This is a genomic window from Pseudoalteromonas sp. 1CM17D, assembly GCF_023161805.1.
Lineage (GTDB): Bacteria > Pseudomonadota > Gammaproteobacteria > Enterobacterales > Alteromonadaceae > Pseudoalteromonas > Pseudoalteromonas atlantica.
In genome coordinates, this window is record NZ_JALNTP010000009.1 from 55,189 (window position 1) to 73,743 (window position 18,555).

Below are 18,555 nucleotides of genomic sequence, written 5' to 3' on the forward strand. Positions count from 1 at the left end.
CGCTACAATGCGCACAGTTTAAATAAGTAGTATGGCTATGGATAATCAACCAAAAAATCCTCTTCATGGGGTAACGTTAGAACAAATTTTAGTAGAGCTTGAGCAGCGCTTAGGGTTTAAAGCCATGGGCGAGCAAGTAAACATTAAATGTTTTACCGACTCACCAAGTATTAAATCAAGCTTAAAATTTTTGCGTAAAACCCCTTGGGCACGCGATAAAGTTGAAGCTCTCTACTTACATACGTTAAGTAACAAGCCGCTGCGTAAACCCAAAAGCGCTCAGCGCCCTAAGCCTGCCAGCCAAAGCGATAGCAGTGGTTTTGTTTGGCCAAGCATTAAAAAGTAATACACAAAAATGCACGTTAAATACGTGCATTTTGTATTTTATAATTCCTTACTAATTACTTTTAACGAGGCAGGGTCAACTGTAATAATAAGCGTATCCGCTGTTTTAATTTCACCATCCAGTACATACTTAATTTCTTCGTCTGCGGTAATCGTTACTTTTTTAGCGTTAGTGTGATGTGAGCTAATTGCTAAATGCGTTTGTGTAATACTACTAAACATAAGTTCAGCAATGCTTAACACGCGAGTGGTGTTTTCATCACTAGGTAGCAGCCAATTAATGTCTAATAGGCCATCTTCGTGATCGGGCTGACCACCTCCTTGGGCTAATAACGTAGTAAATGGCGCAGCATTAGCCACAATAAAGCTATTTGTATTTACTTCCTGCGTTTGATTATCATCAAGGGTGACATAAAGGGTTTGCGCTTTTTGCTCACTAAATGCCTGAAAAAAACCACTTAAATAGGCAAGCTGACCCGATTCGTTTTTTGAGTCTCTATCTGCTTTTTCTACCATTGATTGCTCATAACCAATCCCAGCTAACAACAGCATAAGCTCGTCATTACAATAGGCCGTATCAATTGTTTGGGTTTGCCCATCAATAATAAGATCGCAGGCCTGCTCAACAGGAATGATTTTAGAGCTAATACCCATAAGCACATGCGCTAATGCATTGGCTGTGCCCATTGGGATAATACCCAGCTTGCACTGAGTGTTTACCAAGACACTTGCTACCTCTGTCACGGTTCCATCGCCGCCACAGGCAATTATTATATCTGGCTTATCTTTAATGGCTTGTTTAGCAAGCTCAATACCGTCTATTTCTTTGGTGGTGGTTAATACTTCTAAATCATAATACGCCGACAACCTAGCCACTATTAAATGCTCTTTGTCTTGCCACATTTTGGTACCCGACACAGGGTTTGCAATAATAACGGCTTTGTTTTTAATAACTAGCTCGCCCTTTTTATGTCGCTTTGCTAAATGACGAAGCTGATGCTTATTAAGATTTGCGGTTTCGCGGGTTTCTTTTATTTGCGCGAGCACTTGGTGAACATCGGCGTTTTTATCTTGGCTCAGTAAATACGCTGCCATAACAAATACCGAACGCCCTCTGCCCAGTGCACAGTGAACTACCACGCGGCGGTCTTCTTTAATATGATGATGTATCCAGTTAATGGCTTGGTTTAATTGCGAATGGGTAGGCACACTATGATCAAGCACCGGAATATTTAAATAGCTAATATTTTCTTGTGTAGAGCTCCATTCTAAGCCATCAAACTCACACGTTACATCTAATATTGCCGTTATGCCGTTTTCTTTTAACGTATCTATATCAGAGGGGAACAATCGGCATGCTAAAAATAAATGGTCGTTAATTTTTTGAATGGGAGGGACTTTATCGTGCTTGCGAGAATACGCATTGTAAATTTGAGCACCCAGTAAAAAAGGCACAAATGCCCAGCGAATATAAAATGGGATGACACCATTTTCACGCTTTCTAAAAATTTTCGCCAAATTAAAAATGTAAGCACCACTGACAAGAATTAACGACAATGCACTCCAGTAAAATACCACTGCAAAATATACCGAGTTAACCTCCCACCCTATAAATATAAAAATTAACGCTAAAATTAAATAACTCGTTGCAGCCCACATATTTTCTCCTTTATTTTTACTGTTTTGGCACATTTTTTTACAGCTGTGTATAAGTGTAGTAGCAATTTACACGCCAACAAAAGTTGTTTTTTAGGAACAAAAACAACACTAAGTAACTGATATAAAATAAATAAAAGTAGCTAGCTTTAGCTGTATTCGCATATTAGACGCTTTTTACACAGTAATCGGTCATTTTTTCTCACTACTCAAAGGTAACTGTTTATATTTAAAACTTGTTTCAATGTGTACAGCAGCTAATATAAATGTCAGCTTAAAAGTTTTTGCATCCAATCACTCTTTTCACACGTTTATTGAGAGTGTGTTTATCTTTATTGGTTAAATTTATAACAGCCTGTTTAATCTCTATTTCAAAGCGATTAGGTTGTGCTTAAATAAAACAATTTTTAATTCACGAAGCTCAACACACCTCGGTAATAATAAAAACAACAGGAACCTTATGGAAAACGACAATTTACTTCCTCTTTTGTGTAAAACAGCACAGGGTAACAAAGCCGCGTTTGCTGATTTGTATCAGCAAACAAGCGCAAAGCTTTTTGCGATTAGTTTAAATATGCTGTCAAACCGCGCGCACGCAGAAGAAGTACTGCAAGAGGCATTTATAAAAATTTGGCATAACGCGTCAGAGTACAACTCATCTAAAGGCACAGTTATTAGCTGGATGATAAGCATTGTGAGATACCGCAGCTTAGATGCATTGCGTTATCATAAGGTAAGAAAAGAGCAGGCAATGGGTGACGATGAATACGACGAACAAGCAGTCGATGTTAGTTACGACGAACAAACCAAACTTGTTAATTGTATTGAGCAACTTGACCCCCAACAAAAACAAGCCATTCATTTAGCCTATTACAAAGGGCTAAGCCATGGTGAGTTAGTCAATCACATAGAAACGCCCTTAGGCACAGTTAAAAGCTGGATCAGGCGTGGTTTGCAGCAGTTGCAGAGGTGTTTAACATTATGAATTATAATAAACCAGAATTACTGGATGCTTTAGCAGGGCAGTATGTATTAGGTACTTTAAAAGGCCTGGCACGAAAACGTTTTCAACGCTTAATGCTCAGCTTACCGCAAGCCCGAGAAGCCACTATAATGTGGGAGCAAAATTTAAATGATTTAGCCAGTGCAATTACGCCTCAAACACCCAGCGCGCAAGTGTGGCAGAATATTTTAAATACATTAGAACACACCAACCAACCCGTTAAAACGGTGATCAAACCAGGTACATCGCTGTGGCGCAATTGGTCATTTATAGCCACAGCTGCCTGTATTATCTTAGCATTTTTGGTAATTCAGCCCACAACTCAGCCCCAATACAGCCAACAAATTGCTTTAGTACAAAATCAAGATAAGCAATCACTGTGGTTTATTAACGTAGATGAGCAAACATTATCGGTTAAAGCCAGTGATAAACTCGTTGCGCAAACCGATAAAGACTACGAGCTGTGGATGATTTTAAAAGGGCAAGACACGCCAATTTCGTTGGGTCTACTGCCTAAAAACGGTGAAAAACAGTTACTCAAAGGCACGCGCTTTAAGGCACAAGACATTGCCCTACTCGCTGTTAGCTTAGAGCCTTTAGGTGGCTCGCCAAACGGCGTACCAACACAAGTACTGTACACGACAGATTTAGTTATTTTATAACTAAATAAACGCGACTGGTTGGTCAAACTTTGTTTGGCCAACCTTTTTATTTACCTTGGGTAACCATTAATATTTGATTAAACTAAAGTAGGCTTAATCGCAGTGCGATGCTTATCATATTGTGTGCTCAATACCTGCTGCGTTATTTTAATTGCATACACCCCCTGTAATAAGTATAAAACCAAACCGCTTCAGCCTCTTTATCACTCTCTTATCACTTCCTTATCTAAATGCAAAACAGCCTGCTGAAAATTTAATCTTGAACGTTAAACACCCCTTTATTAACAATAATAAAAAATATTTAACTTTTTTGCATCCATTGTGCTTTTTGCTTCGTTATTAGTTATGACTCCAATCAAAACTAAAGGAAAAAGTCATGAAAGCTTTAACTCCATCTATACTCGCAGTAGTAGTATGCAGTACCTTAGTAAGCACCTCTAGCGAGGCATCAAGTCATCGTGAAGCGCCGAACATTAGCCGCTTTCCAACCTTAGACTCTACCGACTTTTACGTATTTAATAGTTATGAAGCAGGCAGAGACGACTACGTTACATTTATTGCCAACTATATTCCTCTACAAGATGCCTACGGCGGCCCTAACTACTTTGCTATGGACCCAGATGCAACCTACAGTATTCATATTGATAACGACGGTGATGCAGTTGAGGATATTACCTTTGCTTTTAATTTTACCAGTATGCTGCCAAACGATAATCAAGGCGTGCAATTAACCGTTGGCCCAGAAGATAATCAGCGTACTGTATCTGTACCTCTTAAAAACGTTGGTGGTGTAGCAGCAGGTGATGATAGCGCCGCTAATTTTAGCGAGTCATACACACTCAGCATGATAAGCGGTCCACAACGCACGGGGACCAGTACAGCATTAAGTAATACCACCACCAGTTCAACCACGTTTAATAAACCGCTTGATTATATTGGTGACAAAACATTTGGTTCAATGGCTGATTACCAAACCTATGCAGATCAGTTTGTTTATCAAGTTTCGGTACCAGGCTGTGACAGTATGGCCAAAGTATTTGTTGGTCAGCGCAAAGACCCATTTGTCGTTAACTTAGGTAAAACATTCGATTTAGTAAATTACGTTCCCGTTGAAGGTGATAGTGCGCCAGGTGCTGGGGATGGCGGTGGTTTCCCTGGAGGGATTACACAAAGCAGTGAGAATGACGACCTCGTAGATAAAAACGTTACCTCAATTGCAGTTGAAATGCCTAAAAGCTGTATTGTAGGTGAAGGCAACGGCGTAATTGGTTCATGGACAACAGCGAGCCTACCTCAAGCACGCATTTTAAACCCTAACGCTAAATTTGCAGATAACGCGGTAAATGGCGGTGCATTAACGCAGGTTTCACGCTTAGGTAATCCATTAGTTAATGAGCTAGTTATTGGTATTAAAGACAAAGATACCTTCTCAACGGCTCACCCTAAAGACGATGCACAGTTTTTAGATTACGTTTCGCACCCGTCTTTACCAGAGCTGTTAAATATTTTATTTAAAGATGCAGTAAATACCACACTTGGCGCTAATTTAGAAACTCTTGCTCCAACTAACTTTCCACGTACTGATTTAATCACCGCATTTTTAACTGGTTTTGCAGGGGTAAACCAACAAGCCACCGTAACGCCATCAGAAATGCTACGTTTAAATACTGCAATTGCAGCGACAGCACAAACTGATCAGTCTGCATTTGGTGTAGCCGGTGATGATTTAGCAGGTTTTCCAAACGGGCGCCGTCCTGGTGACGATGTCGTTGATATTGCACTTCGCGTGGTAATGGGGCGTTTATGTCATCCTATTCCTGTAAATGGTGAAGACACCGACTTAGGTCTATGTACACCAGAGGATGCTGATGTAGGTACAGTGCCATTCACTGATGGTGCTCCAGTTGATGCAAGCATGATGGATGCCACTTTCCCATACTTAGCCACCCCACTTGCAGGCTCTAAATAAGGAGTAACGTATGCGTAATTTAAACCTTACCCATAGCAGTATATTGTTATGCGCTTTGGCACTAGGCGCGTGTAGCAGTGATGATGATAACAAACAACCCACACCGGTTGTAAATTCTGCGCCCAGTGCTAGTGATGCAATGTTAACCACACAAACAGAAGTTGAAATTAACGACATGTTAGTGGCAACCGATGCTGATGGCGATACATTAACATACACATTAACTTCGCAGCCGACATTAGGTAACGCTGTAGTAAATAGCGATGGCAGCTTTACCTATACCCCAAACAAAGAAGCAACCGGTAGCGACAGCTTTATGTTTGGTGTATCAGACGGTGTTAACCAGCAAGTGACTGCAGCGGTAAATATAACCATTGAAGCACTGCAAGTGGACTTTGCACAATTTGCAAGCGACGCATTTAATCAAAGCCCCACTGCGCAACCGCTATCTACCAACGGACGTGTCTTTATCAATACAGACACAGACGTAAGCGGTATTTCATCGGGCGCTTCTGGTAACTAACTCAGTAAGTAAATTAAGCTGATGGCCATGGATGGCTTTTTTAAGAGGATAAAACAATGCGCAGTCATTATAAAAAAATGCTCTTTGTTTTTTGCGCTGCACTGTGTGTAAATAACGTGCTTGCAAAACCAATTACCCCAAAAGATAACGCAATTATTGCCTCAAGCAATGCAACATTAAGTGCTAATTTAACCCTGGAGCAACTCACTGCGCTGGTGCTAAATAGCCAATACATAGGCCAAACAGAGCGCTATCAAGGTGTATTAAAAAAACGCTTAAAAAACCTATATACCGCTTCTGCAACTGCACAAACCGGTTATTTATATGCACGGGTACTTCAAAAGGAGCATGCGTTTTCGCGTGCCATAGACGTTGCTAATAACGTATTAAAAACCCAGCCAGATCATGTAAACACCCATTTATTACTCGCTAATATGTTGATGACACAAGGCAAATTTGAACAAGCTAAGCGCCATTGTGTGGCATTAATTGGTAACACCAGCCTATTAACGGCCAGCACGTGTGTACTAGATGTACAAAGCCAACAGGGCAAACTTAGTGAAAGTTATCACGCGTTAGTTAAGCTTACGCAAAACAAAAACAGCAGCTTAGCGACAAAACATGTGCTCAGCGAAATGGCATTTAGACTTAATAAATTCACCCGTGCGCAGCAGCATATAAATAATATTGATTTAAACACAGCCCCGGTAAGCCTTATTGTGCTGTGGGCCGATATTCAACTGCAGCAAAACAACCCTGAAAAAGTGCTTAATACACTCGGTAAACTTGCCAATAGCCACACATCGCTCGAAGACGCTATTTTGCTCAAGTTAGCCATAGCTGAAAAACGTAGTAATAAGCACACTAATACGGTGTGGCAACCGCTCATGCAACAGCGCGTAAAATTACGTGAACAACGCCAAGATACCTTCCATGCCAACGACTTAGCTAACTACTATATTCATGTACAAGCAAACCAAGCCAAGGCACAATACTGGGCAAATATAAATTGGCAGCAAGTAAAAATGAGTACAGATAAACACTTACTAAGCCAAGCAAATACGATGGTTAGGGATTCTTTATGAGTAAAATAAACGCGTTATTTGTTTTATTTATAGTTGCGCTATTTGCCAACTTTAGCGTGCAAGCACATCAGTTGAGCACAAGCTACATTTCACTGGATAATACCAACAACGAAAAGCAATACACAGGCACCTGGCAAATAAATATTAGCGATTTAGAACAGCACATTGCGCTTGACGTTAACCAAGACACACAAATAAGCTGGGGCGAATTAAAATCACAAAAGACGGCTATTAATCGCTATGCCAAAAATACTCTATCGGTTTTACAAAATGAGCAAACTTGCCCATTAACAATTACCGATAACTACCAATTAGATAATCATTTTAATGAAGCATATTTAGTGTTGCCGCTAGTTTTTAGCTGTAACACTGATGCAGATGTAACGTTAACGTACCGCGCTTTTTTTAACCAAGACGCAAACCACAAAGTTATTGTAAATGTAAATCAGGTTTCGCGGGTTTTCACTATAGATGAGCAACAGCACACTTTTACCACTGAGCAATCGAGTTATTTAACGACTTTTAACCAATATGTTTATCAAGGCGTGTTGCATATTTGGATTGGCATTGACCATATTTTATTTTTAATCGCACTACTTTTAACCTGCGTTTTAACACGCACTGAAAGTCACTGGCAGGCAATAGCAAGTAAAAAGCACATTATTAAGCACACTGCGTGGATTGTGACTGCGTTTACCCTTGCGCATTCACTTACCCTTACTGCTACGGCTCTTAATCTTGTTTCGCCAAGTAGCCGCTGGGTAGAGCTGGGTATTGCAATTTCGGTATTATTTGCGGCTTTAAACAATGTATGGCCGGTTATATTACGCCTTGGCTGGCTTACTTTTGCGTTTGGTTTGTTACATGGAATGGGCTTTGCCAGTGTACTTGGTGAGCTTGGGCTCTCGAGCGATTATCAATTGCTCAGCATTTTAGCGTTTAACTTAGGTGTAGAGCTTGGGCAGCTGAGTATATTGTGTATTGCACTGCCGGTGTTACTAACCATGCGCAATAAACCTATTTACATAAAGTGGGTGATGCCAATTGGCTCCCTTACTATCGCTGCAATGGCACTATTGTGGTGCGTAGAGCGCATTTAGCATTAAAAAAGCGAGTCGTTTGACTCGCTTTTTAGTTTTCTATTACTTGGTTTTATCAAACGGCATTAGCAAGGTTTTCATCGCAGGCCTTAGCGCGATTAACACCGTTTCTTCGGTGAGTTCAGGGTAGAGCATCTTACGAAGCAGTAACCCCGCCATCATCGAAAAAATAACGTTAATGCGGCTTTCAAGTTCGTGTTCATCAGTGTCTTTAAGTGCACTACGTTCACTGGTGAGCAATTGACGCATGCGCCCACGCGCTTGAATATCCATATCTCGTAAAAGCGAGGCCACTTTACTATTGCGACCCGCTTCCGCCATCATGTCTAAATCAACCACACAGGCACCGGTATCCATATGCCTTTGTACACCAATGTTTAAGCCATCTATAAGCGCTTGCAGAACATCACCTGGGTGATCTTCAAACTCCTGAAAGATAGAAAACATTTCTTCCATGTCTTTAGCAATAATACTTTCAATTATTGCCTCTTTGCTTTCAAAGTAGTTATATATATGCCCAGCGCTCATGCCTGCAGTACGGGATATTTCGGCCATGCCTGCGCCATGGTATCCCTTGCGTTTAAAACACTCTGAGGCAGCACTAAGCACCTGCTCTCGCCTAGCTTGTGCTAATGCTGGGTCTATATGCCTTTTAGCTTTCGTGCTCATAACCCTACTCCGGTATTAAGCGCATACTTAATACAGCGTAAGTTCATTGCATAGCTTAACTTAACAACACCTTTCATTTTACTGCTCTTGCACAGGTGTTTTAGCTATATTCCAGCCGCCACCTAAAGCTTTATACAAATTAATTTGGCTGGCAAGGTAAGCCTGCTGACCTGTTATTAACTGCTGTTGAGCCGAGTACCACGTACGCTGTGCATCAAGTACCTGTAGGTAGCTATCAGCCCCTTTTTCGTAACGCATTTTTGATAAATCGTACGTTAGCTGACGCGAACTAATTAACATATCGAGGGCATCAAGTTGCTCTTTGTAGCCTTCTCTATCTGCTAATGCATCGGCGGTTTCACGAAACGCATTTTGAATTTTTTGCTGGTACGTCGCCACCGCAATTTCTTGATCGGCCTTTGCCACATCAAGATTTGCCTGATTACGTCCCATAGTAAAAATTGGTAAGTTGATTGACGGTACAAAGCTCCACGTCCCTGAGCCTGAATCAAACAAGCCACTTAAATCGCTAGACGTACTGCCCGCAGTCGCGGTTAAGCTAATGCTTGGGTAAAACGCCGCACGCGCTATACCAATATTCGCGTTAGCGGCTAATAAAGCGTGCTCAGCGGCTTTAATATCAGGGCGCTGCGTTAATAAATCAGAGGGTAAACCAACAGGTACTTCTGGTAAATCCAGTAAATTAGTTAACGAGTTTGTCGGTAATAAATCACTCGATACAGGGCGCCCTACCAGTAAATCTAACGCGCTTTTATCACGTTTTAACAAGCGATTATATGTTGCTATATCTACTTTTGCAGTGGCAACCGTACTTTTAAGCTGCTCAAGCGTAATTGCCGATGTAGCGCCTAAATCAAAGCTTTTTTGCGTAAGCGAGAGCGACTCCTGCTGCGAGCTTAATGTTTCTTTAGCAAGCTCTAATAGCTGTAAGTCAGTTGCGTAGTTTAACCAAGCATTGGCAAGCTCAGCAATGAGTGAAATTTGCGTGCTGTATTGCGTAAGCTCAGTGTTATAGAGGTTTTGCAGGGCTTGCTCAGACTGGTTACGTACCTTACCCCAAATATCTAATTCATAAGAGGTAATACCAACCGTTGCGCTGTACTGTGAGCTAATACCTGCTTCACCCGTACTGGTTAAATCAGCCGGTAAACGTTGGCGCGTAGCCCCACCATTAAAATCTAATGAAGGGTATAAACCCGAATCTTCAATTTGGTATAAACCGCGTACACGCTGCACATTTAATACTGCTATTTGCATATCTTTATTATGCTCAAGGCTTAAGCTAATCAAGGTTTGCAATTTTTCATCATTAAAAAATTGCTGCCAATGTAACTGCTGCGCTGCTGCTTGCTCAGTGTCAGATACATAAGTATCTGGCACTGGTAAAGCAAGGTCTTTTTGCTCAGGGGCTAGTTGGCAGCCACTTAAAACAACTAATGTAATTGCGCTTAAAGTGAAGCGTTTAATGCTCATTGTGCGCTCTCCTTTTTATCGTCGGTGCTTTTCATTGGAAATACACGACGAACTAAAACAAAGAATAACGGCACAAATACCACCACTAAAATAGAAGAGGCAAGCGTACCACCTATAATCGAAATACCCAGTGCATTTTGCGCACCTGAACCGGCACTTGAGGCAATAGCAAGCGGTATAACACCACAAATAAAGGCCATTGAGGTCATTAATATTGGACGTAAGCGTAAGCGTACTGCTGCAATAGCCGCATCGACTAACCCTAGACCTTCTTGCATTTTATGAATCGCAAATTCTACGATTAATATTGCATTTTTAGAGGCTAATCCTATGGTGGTTAATAAACCTACCTGAAGGTAAATATCATTAGATAAACCTGCCATTACCGCGGCAACCGTCGCACCAAATATACCTAATGGCACAATAAGCATAACCGCAAACGGTACAGACCAGCTTTCATAAAGCGCTGCTAAACATAAAAATACAAACAATAGCGATAAACCGTAAAGTAACGGGGCTTGGCCACTGCTAGAGCGCTCTTGAAACGAAATACCCGTCCACTCAGAGGCAATTCCATTAGGAAGTTGTTTAACTAAGCGCTCCATTTCATCCATTGCTTGGCCAGTACTGTAACCTGGTGCAGCAGTACCTTGAATTTCCATTGCTGAAAAGCCGTTATAACGCTCGAGACGTGGTGAACCATAGGTCCAATACGAACTTGCAAAGGCTGAAAATGGCACCATATCGCCGCTGTCATTACGTACATACCACTTGTTTAAATCCTCTGGCACCATACGTCCTTGCGCTTCACCTTGAAGGTAGACCTTTTTAACGCGGCCACGGTCAATAAAGTCATTAACGTAACTACTACCCCACGCAGTTGATAGCGTGCTGTTAATATCAGCCTGAGACACACCCAGTGCTTGTGCTTTAGCAAGGTCAACATCAAGTTGCAGCTCGGGCATATCTTCTTGTCCGTTAGGGCGTACACCCGCCAAAATTGGGCTTTGACTCGCTAAACCAAGTAATTGATTACGCGCTGCTAATAAAGCATCGTGGCCAAGTCCAACCCTGTCTTGTAAGAAAATATTAAAACCATTTGCAGTACCTAGCTCAACAATGGCTGGCGGCGGGAAAGCAAACACAAACGCTTCTTTAATCGTTGAGAAGTAGCCCATTGCTTTACCTGCCACACCTTGCACAGATAAATCATCACGTTCGCGCTCATCCCAATGCTTAAAGTTTACAAACCCTATTGCTGAGTTTTGACCAGAACCTGCAAAGCTAAATCCGGTTACCGTAAAAATACCGTTAACAGCTTCAGATTGATCGTTTAAATAGTGGTTTTCTACTTTTTTAACCACTTCTAATGTTTCTTCGGTAGTTGAGCCTGCAGGCAGTGAAACCTGGTTAAACAAAATACCTTGGTCTTCATCAGGTAAAAACGCTGTAGGTAGGCTTGAAAAGATATACACCATGCCCGCAACAATAAGGCCATAACATAAAAGGTAGCGCTTAGATAAGCGGATCATACGGCTTACAAAACTTTGCGCGCCGGCATTTGTTTTATCAAACCCGCGGTTAAAACCACTGAAAAAACGGCCAAACATCGAGCTATTATCATGCACGTGGCTAGGCTTTAAAAGCGTGGCACACAATGCAGGTGTTAAAATAAGTGCTACTAATACCGATAGCCCCATTGCTGATACCAGCGTAATAGAAAACTGACGATAAATAACACCGGTAGACCCACTAAAGAACGCCATCGGAATAAATACAGCCGACAGCACCATGGCAATACCCACTAGCGCGCCTTTAATTTCATCCATCGATTTACGTGTTGCTTCAAGCGCAGAGAGTTTTTCTTCACTCATTACACGCTCAACGTTTTCTACTACAACAATCGCATCATCAACCAGTAGACCTATGGCAAGTACCATCGCAAACATGGTTAATGTATTTATTGAATAGCCAAACGCGTACAAAATACCAAAAGTACCTAACAACACCACAGGTACAGCTATAGTTGGAATAAGCGTAGCGCGGAAGTTTTGTAAAAACAGATACATAACAACAAATACCAGCACAACCGCTTCTATTAATGTATGCACTACTTTTTCAATCGATAACGAAACAAACGGAGTAGTATCATAAGGAACAACAACATCTAAGCCTTCAGGAAAAAACGCTTTTAACTCTTCAATAGCGGCTTTTACACCTTCTGCGGTATCGAGTGCATTTGCCCCACTGGCAAGCTTAATACCTAAGCCCGATGCTGGTTGTCCATCGTAACGCGCTACAACACGGTAGCTTTCACCACCAAGCTCTACACGGGCTACATCTTCAAGGCGTACAAACGAGCCATCGGCGTTTGCCTTAACTATAATGTCTTCAAACTCTTTTGCTGTTTGTAAACGGCTTTGTGCAGTAACGGTAGCATTAAGTTGCTGACCTTCAACCGCAGGCATGCCGCCTAATTGCCCAGCAGACACTTGGGCGTTTTGAGCACTGATTGATGCACTAATATCAGCAGGGGTTAACTTGTAGTTTTGCAGCTTAGCTGGGTCTAACCAAATACGCATAGCATACTGAGAACCAAACAGCTGAACCTCACCTACCCCTTCAACACGCGAAACAATATCTTGAACATTAGATGACACATAATCACCAATATCGATATTCGTCATGCTGCCATCTTTTGATACAAAACCCAGTACCATTAAAAAGTTACGTGCAGACTTAGCCACCGATACACCTTGCCTTTGCACTTCTTCAGGTAGCAAAGGGGTGGCTGTGGCTAACTTGTTTTGCACTTGTACCTGTGCAATATCCGGGTCAGTTTCGGCGCTAAATGAAAGCGTAAGGGTTGCTGAACCACTCGACTCAGAAGTCGATGACATATATAGCAAACCATCAAGGCCTTTCATTTTTTGCTCAATAACTTGGGTAACCGTATCCTCTAGGGTACGTGCTGATGCGCCCGGGTATGTTGCAGTAATACTAATTGCCGGCGGGGCAATTGACGGGTATTGAGCTATTGGTAAACTTTGAATAGCTAAAACACCTGCAAGCATAACCACGATAGCAAGTACCCATGCAAAGATGGGTCTGTCGATAAAAAATCGTGACATTAAAACTCTCCGTTATTGCGCTTTGTCAGCTGTTGCTGATGGTGAAACTTCAGTCGGTGTTACCGGCGCTCCAGGGCGAATTTTTTGTAACCCTTCAATAATCAGTTTATCGCCATCGCTTAGCCCGTCGGTTACTAACCAGTTTGAACCAATCGTTCTGTCTACTTTTAAAACGCGGCTTTCAACGGTGTTTTCTTTGCTAACAACCATGGCTGTTGGCTCGCCTTTTGTATTACGGCTAACCCCACGTTGCGGCACTAAAATAGCGTTTTGTTTTACGCCCTCAACCACTGAGGCACGTGCATACATACCCGGTAATAATAACTTATCAGGATTTGGGAATTTAGCGCGTAAAGTAACCGACCCTGTGCTTGGGTCTACAGTCACTTCAGAGAACTGTAACGTGCCTTTAAGTGGGTAAATTGAGCCATCTTCCATTTGCAATTCAACATCTGTTTGCGATTGTGAATCAACGCTCAATGAACCTGAAGAAATAGCTTTTTTAAGTTGAGTTAGCTCGTTGCTTGATTGGGTTAAATCAACATAAATAGGGTCAAGCTGGGTCACTGTTGCCAGTGCTGTTGTTTGATTAGCGCTAACAAGCGCACCAACAGTAACGCTCGATTTACTAATTTGGCCACTGATTGGAGAAGATACATGGCTGTAATCTAGGTTAATTTGCGCCGATTTAAGCTGTGCTTTTGCCGTTAATAGCTCTGCTTGCGCTTGCTTTTGCGCTGCATCTGCTTCGTCAAAGTCTTGCTGACTTACGGCTTTAATTTTTAAAAGCTCGCTATAACGCGACGCTTTTGATTTAGTGCTGGCAATACTTGCCTCAGCGCGGGCCACAGCTGCTTCGCTTGCTGCGAGGTCAGCTTCAAACGTAGCGGGGTCAATTTGATAAAGCGCTTGGCCTTGCTTAACTTGAGCACCTTCTTTAAATAAACGCGATTGCACAATGCCACTTACTTGCGGGCGGATTTCCGCAATTTGAAAAGCACTAATGCGACCGGGAAGCTCCTTTTTTAGTGTAAGCGCTTGGCTTTTTAATGTAATTACACCAACAGGTACTGCTTGTGGAGCTGAAGCTTGTTGCGAGTCAGCTGCTTGGTCGCAACCTGTTAAAGCAACAGATCCAACGAGGGCTGTTAATACAAATAAAGCGATGCGAGAACGCTGCATGTTAAATACCTTTTAGTCTATTTATGTCTAGAGTGAACGATCATTCTAAAGTAAATCTAAACGAGAATAAATTAAAACGGGTGCAAATTTACACTAACTTACAGTTGCAAAATTAAACTACGCCATAGGTTGTAGAAGGTGTTAACTTGATGAAAAATAAAACGGACAAGTATGAAAAATAAACTTTATTGCGGTGCGTTATTTATTAACCTGCAACAAAAAAGCCAAGCTAAGCTTGGCTTTAATACAAATTTATAACTATTTATTTATACGAGACACCAATAATTGCTCAACCCTTATGCCCTCAACATCAACCACCTCAAATTTAAAGCCATTAAAGGTAAAGTGCTCAGCACGTTTAGGTATACGCTTCATTGTGTATATTAAAAAGCCAGCTACGGTTTCAAAGTGCATTTGATCGGGAAACTCTTCAATGCCTAATACTTTTGCTAAATCAGAAATCGGGGTTAAGCCATCCACTAACCATGAGTGCTCATCGCGGGCAATAATAAGTTCATCGCCTTGATGGGTAATTAAATCTCCCATAAACCCTTTCATTAAATCTTTTACGGTAACAATACCGACTAACAAGGCATATTCATTTACTACCACAGCAAACGGTTTTGCAGCACTTTTAAATGCATTTAGTGCCTCAGACAGGCTTAGGGTTTCAGGTAAATAAAACACGTCTGTTTCAATCAGCTCTTGCTCAATATTAGCTGGCTCACCTTTTAGTACTTGTCGTAGTATATCTTTTGACTCAACAGAGCCGCGTAATTTATCTAAATTACCCGAGACCACTAAAAAATGATTATGGGGATTTTCAATAATTTTGGTGGCTATATCGTGGCTGCTTTCATTTAAGTCAAAATAAACTATTTGGTCGCGTGGGGTCATTACACTTGATAAAAAGCGTGCTTCTAGTTCAAACACATTGCCAATTAGCTCATACTCTTGTTGTTGTAAGCTGCCGTATTCTGCGCCCGCATCCATCATCGCCACAATGTCTTCGGTGGTAACAATATCTTCTCGTTCTGCGGGTACTTTAAATAAACGCAGTACAAAATTAGTTAAACCATTAAAAAACATTACTAATGGCGTAAGTGCAAAAGTAACCCATCGCATTATCGTTACCACACGCACAGCCACCGCTTCGGGCATGATCATCGCTAAACGCTTTGGCATTAAATCAGCAAATAATATAAACAGCGAGGTAATGGTAAAAAACGAAAATAAAAAGCTAATTTTTTCAAGGTGTACACCTTGATAAAAAAGCACCAAGATACTTTGTACATAAGGCGATAGCGCTTGTTCGCCTACTATTCCGCCTAAAATAGCAATCGCGTTTAAGGCAATTTGGATCATCGCAAAAAACGCCCCTGGATTTTCTTGCAGTTTTAATACCGCGGCCGCGTTATCACTGCCTTCATCGGCCATTACCCGCAGTTTAATTTTACGCGACGCCGCAATAGCAATTTCCGACATGGCAAACAACGCACTGATCAAGATCAATAAGCTAATCCCGATTAAATCACCCATTTAACGCTCCAAAAAGTTAGCGCTTTTTCAATAAAAAGCAGCTGATTATAGACGCTTTTTTAAACGCGGCAATTTATATTTATGCTTTTACAGGCTAAATTAATAAGCCATTGAATTAGCGTTGTTTATTTTTCTTTTTTGCTTCATCGAATGCCAGCGCAAGTCTATCTTGTAGGCTTTGCGGCATGTTTTTATTACACGCAAAGTAAAGGGGGGAGTGTTGTGTATTGAGCGTAAATATAGGCTCTAATAATTTAAGCTTTGGCTCAAACTGTGCGCGGTAGTTAAATTGTTTTTTACTTAAAATAACAAAGTCGAGAATATCGTGCCGTGTGCTTATTAATTTATCTATTTTGTCTAAGCTATCAATTATCAATAAGTTTTTAGCCTCACTAAAGCCACGCTCTAGCAAATAATGGTGGCTAAAATTATCCCTAAGCACCGCTGTTTTATATTTTTTAGCATCGTTAAGCGTTTTTAAGCGAATGTTACGTGATTTAAGGGCATAAATAGCAGAGTCAAAACTTTCAAGCTCAGCCACCCAGCTAAACTTATCTTCTCGCTTAGGTAACCTTACAATAGAAAATATACAGGTATTCGTATCTCTTAATACTGCGTTATAAGACACAGCCCAACTGTGCGCTAACATAGTGTATTTAATATCTGTATTGGCGAGCGCGTTTCTCACTTTATCTACAGAGCGCCCTGCAAGTTGGTTGTTTTCGTCAATGTATTGAAAATCGGGGAATACTTCGGTCACTATTGTAATTTCAGCTGCATTGAGCCTTATGCATGCAAAACACAACAAAAATAAGTACAGCTTCATTTAGCTTCGCCTCAAAACTAAAACAGATATACACCAACTATAGCCGAGGGTAACCGAACCGCTAGTTTTTAACCTAGCCCTATACGCTGATAGGACTAGATTTTTTAAAGACTAACTTGCTATTTATTCATTGCACTAATTAAGAACGCTGAAATTTTAGCGCCTTCACGTAATGTTGTTTCTGAACTTGCTTGGCCCACTAATGAGCTGTCGGTAAATGGCGCTATTTCCATCATGTCGGCGCCAGTAATTGGAAACTGATCGGCAATAGCTTGTAAAATATCCAGTGCATGTTGCGGGGTTAAGCCGTTATCTTCTGGTGTGCCCGTAGCTGAGGCAAATTCGGCATCGAGTGCATCTATGTCAAAGCTTACATACACTTCATCTACGTTATCGGCTTTAAGCTGCGCAATGGTTTCATCTGCAACCGCTTTTGCACCACGCTCTATTATTTCATTAGCCCAATGTTGTTTTACACCAAAGGTGCTTTCCCAGTGCGATTTAGGTTTACCGCTTGAGCGAATACCAAACTGGATTAAATGATGCGGTGCAGGTAAAAACTCTAATATATGCGTACACCACGAGCCAAAACATAAATCTATCCCTAAGCGCTCTACTAATAAATCGGTATGCGCATCAAAATGAATAATAGCGGTACGTTTGCCTTGCTCGCGCTTAGCTTTTAAATACGCTTTAGTTAGCGGGTAGCTAATTGAGTGATCGCCCCCAATGCCAAATATGCCTTTATCTTTAAATGTGGCGTAAAAGCTGTCACACACATCTTCGGTAATAGAAAGCGGGCTTACGTAGTAATCATCGTTTTTATCGCCGTATAGGGCTTTTTGGCAGTTTGAAATTGTGGCGTCGTTTAAGTATTTATCATGTAATAAATGCGGGATAACGCGTACATCACCTAAATCAAAAGAGCGGCACTGGGTTTGCTGATCAATCAAGGCTGAGCGTAAAAATAATGGCCCCCAGTTTGCGCCACGTAAAATACCGCCGCCACAATCTGAGCTAATACCTAACATAACCGCTTTGTGAGGAGATTCGGGTAATTGTGTTAAAGAATCGCGCCACAAAACATCAACATTTTCGCTTTGCCCATACAATTTATTACGTAATGCCGCTTTACGCTCTTTCGCGGTATTAACTGTAAATACACCATCGCCAGGTGCACATAAACAGTGCTCTACTTTACGTTTAAACGCGTCAAATTGTGTGCTCATAATAAATCCTATACTTGTGTGTTTTATTCATGTGGTTTTGATTAGTTATGCAAAAACTAAAATTATCGGCCTATTTGCAAATATCGCGCAATGCGCTCACTTATTGCTCAAGCATTATTTATGCGCTTATATAAAAGCCGTT

15 protein-coding genes are annotated in these 18,555 nt (G+C 41.3%); 7 read left to right on the plus strand and 8 right to left on the minus strand.

All coding sequences use genetic code 11. The features are described from left to right. Nucleotides 1-37: 37 nt before the first annotated feature. Nucleotides 38-346, plus strand: coding sequence for a VF530 family protein (locus tag MSC25_RS15390; protein ID WP_004588743.1), 309 nt, complete (start codon nt 38-40; stop codon nt 344-346). A 38-nt stretch (nt 347-384) separates the two neighbouring features. Here the strand turns inward: MSC25_RS15390 and MSC25_RS15395 are convergent, their stop codons facing one another. Then, nucleotides 385-2,004 carry a diacylglycerol kinase family protein gene (locus MSC25_RS15395; RefSeq protein WP_248443898.1) on the minus strand — a complete coding sequence of 540 codons (1,620 nt, stop codon included), beginning with the start codon at nt 2,002-2,004 and terminating at the stop codon, nt 385-387. A gap of 457 nt (nt 2,005-2,461) precedes the next feature. On the opposite strand from MSC25_RS15395, the gene MSC25_RS15400 reads away from it, so the two are divergent. The 6 genes from MSC25_RS15400 to MSC25_RS15425 all read left to right on the plus strand — a co-directional run bounded on the left by MSC25_RS15400 (nt 2,462) and on the right by MSC25_RS15425 (nt 8,343). Next, on the plus strand, nt 2,462-2,986 hold the full coding sequence (locus MSC25_RS15400) for a sigma-70 family RNA polymerase sigma factor (protein ID WP_024031922.1): 525 nt from the start codon (nt 2,462-2,464) through the stop codon (nt 2,984-2,986). After that, on the plus strand, nt 2,983-3,666 hold the full coding sequence (locus tag MSC25_RS15405; protein ID WP_248443899.1) for an anti-sigma factor: 684 nt from the start codon (nt 2,983-2,985) through the stop codon (nt 3,664-3,666). Before MSC25_RS15400 ends, MSC25_RS15405 begins: the two co-directional genes overlap by 4 nt. A gap of 376 nt (nt 3,667-4,042) precedes the next feature. After that, complete coding sequence (locus MSC25_RS15410; protein ID WP_029771656.1) at nt 4,043-5,635, plus strand: DUF4331 domain-containing protein; 1,593 nt, start codon at nt 4,043-4,045, stop codon at nt 5,633-5,635. Nucleotides 5,636-5,645: 10 nt separating this feature from the next. Further along, nucleotides 5,646-6,158, plus strand: coding sequence for an Ig-like domain-containing protein (locus MSC25_RS15415; protein ID WP_126009051.1), 513 nt, complete (start codon nt 5,646-5,648; stop codon nt 6,156-6,158). Nucleotides 6,159-6,214: 56 nt separating this feature from the next. Further along, nucleotides 6,215-7,243, plus strand: coding sequence for a tetratricopeptide repeat protein (locus MSC25_RS15420; protein WP_248443900.1), 1,029 nt, complete (start codon nt 6,215-6,217; stop codon nt 7,241-7,243). Continuing rightward, nucleotides 7,240-8,343 (plus strand): HupE/UreJ family protein, encoded by a 1,104-nt coding sequence (locus MSC25_RS15425; RefSeq protein ID WP_248443901.1) that lies wholly within the window; start codon nt 7,240-7,242, stop codon nt 8,341-8,343. The genes MSC25_RS15420 and MSC25_RS15425 overlap by 4 nt, the downstream gene beginning before the upstream one ends. A 42-nt stretch (nt 8,344-8,385) precedes the next feature. Here MSC25_RS15425 and MSC25_RS15430 read toward each other — a convergent pair whose 3' ends face one another. From MSC25_RS15430 to MSC25_RS15460, 7 genes are all read right to left on the minus strand, one after another. Beyond that, complete coding sequence (locus tag MSC25_RS15430) at nt 8,386-9,012, minus strand: TetR/AcrR family transcriptional regulator (protein WP_024031928.1); 627 nt, start codon at nt 9,010-9,012, stop codon at nt 8,386-8,388. Nucleotides 9,013-9,090: 78 nt separating this feature from the next. Continuing rightward, the gene (locus MSC25_RS15435; RefSeq protein WP_248443902.1) at nt 9,091-10,506 is read right to left on the minus strand and encodes an efflux transporter outer membrane subunit; all 1,416 of its coding nucleotides are present in this window, start codon (nt 10,504-10,506) and stop codon (nt 9,091-9,093) included. Next, nucleotides 10,503-13,637 carry an efflux RND transporter permease subunit gene (locus tag MSC25_RS15440; protein ID WP_248443903.1) on the minus strand — a complete coding sequence of 1,045 codons (3,135 nt, stop codon included), beginning with the start codon at nt 13,635-13,637 and terminating at the stop codon, nt 10,503-10,505. Before MSC25_RS15440 ends, MSC25_RS15435 begins: the two co-directional genes overlap by 4 nt. A gap of 12 nt (nt 13,638-13,649) precedes the next feature. Further along, entirely contained in the window at nt 13,650-14,819 is a 1,170-nt protein-coding gene (locus MSC25_RS15445) for an efflux RND transporter periplasmic adaptor subunit (RefSeq protein ID WP_248443904.1), read from the minus strand. A 258-nt stretch (nt 14,820-15,077) separates the two neighbouring features. Beyond that, nucleotides 15,078-16,358, minus strand: coding sequence for a hemolysin family protein (locus MSC25_RS15450; protein WP_024031932.1), 1,281 nt, complete (start codon nt 16,356-16,358; stop codon nt 15,078-15,080). Nucleotides 16,359-16,473: 115 nt separating this feature from the next. Then, nucleotides 16,474-17,184 (minus strand): transporter substrate-binding domain-containing protein, encoded by a 711-nt coding sequence (locus MSC25_RS15455; RefSeq protein WP_024031933.1) that lies wholly within the window; start codon nt 17,182-17,184, stop codon nt 16,474-16,476. 119 nt (nt 17,185-17,303) lie between these two features. Beyond that, nucleotides 17,304-18,413, minus strand: a complete 1,110-nt coding sequence (locus tag MSC25_RS15460) for an arginase family protein (protein ID WP_248443905.1) — start codon at nt 18,411-18,413, stop codon at nt 17,304-17,306. Nucleotides 18,414-18,555 lie beyond the last annotated feature (142 nt).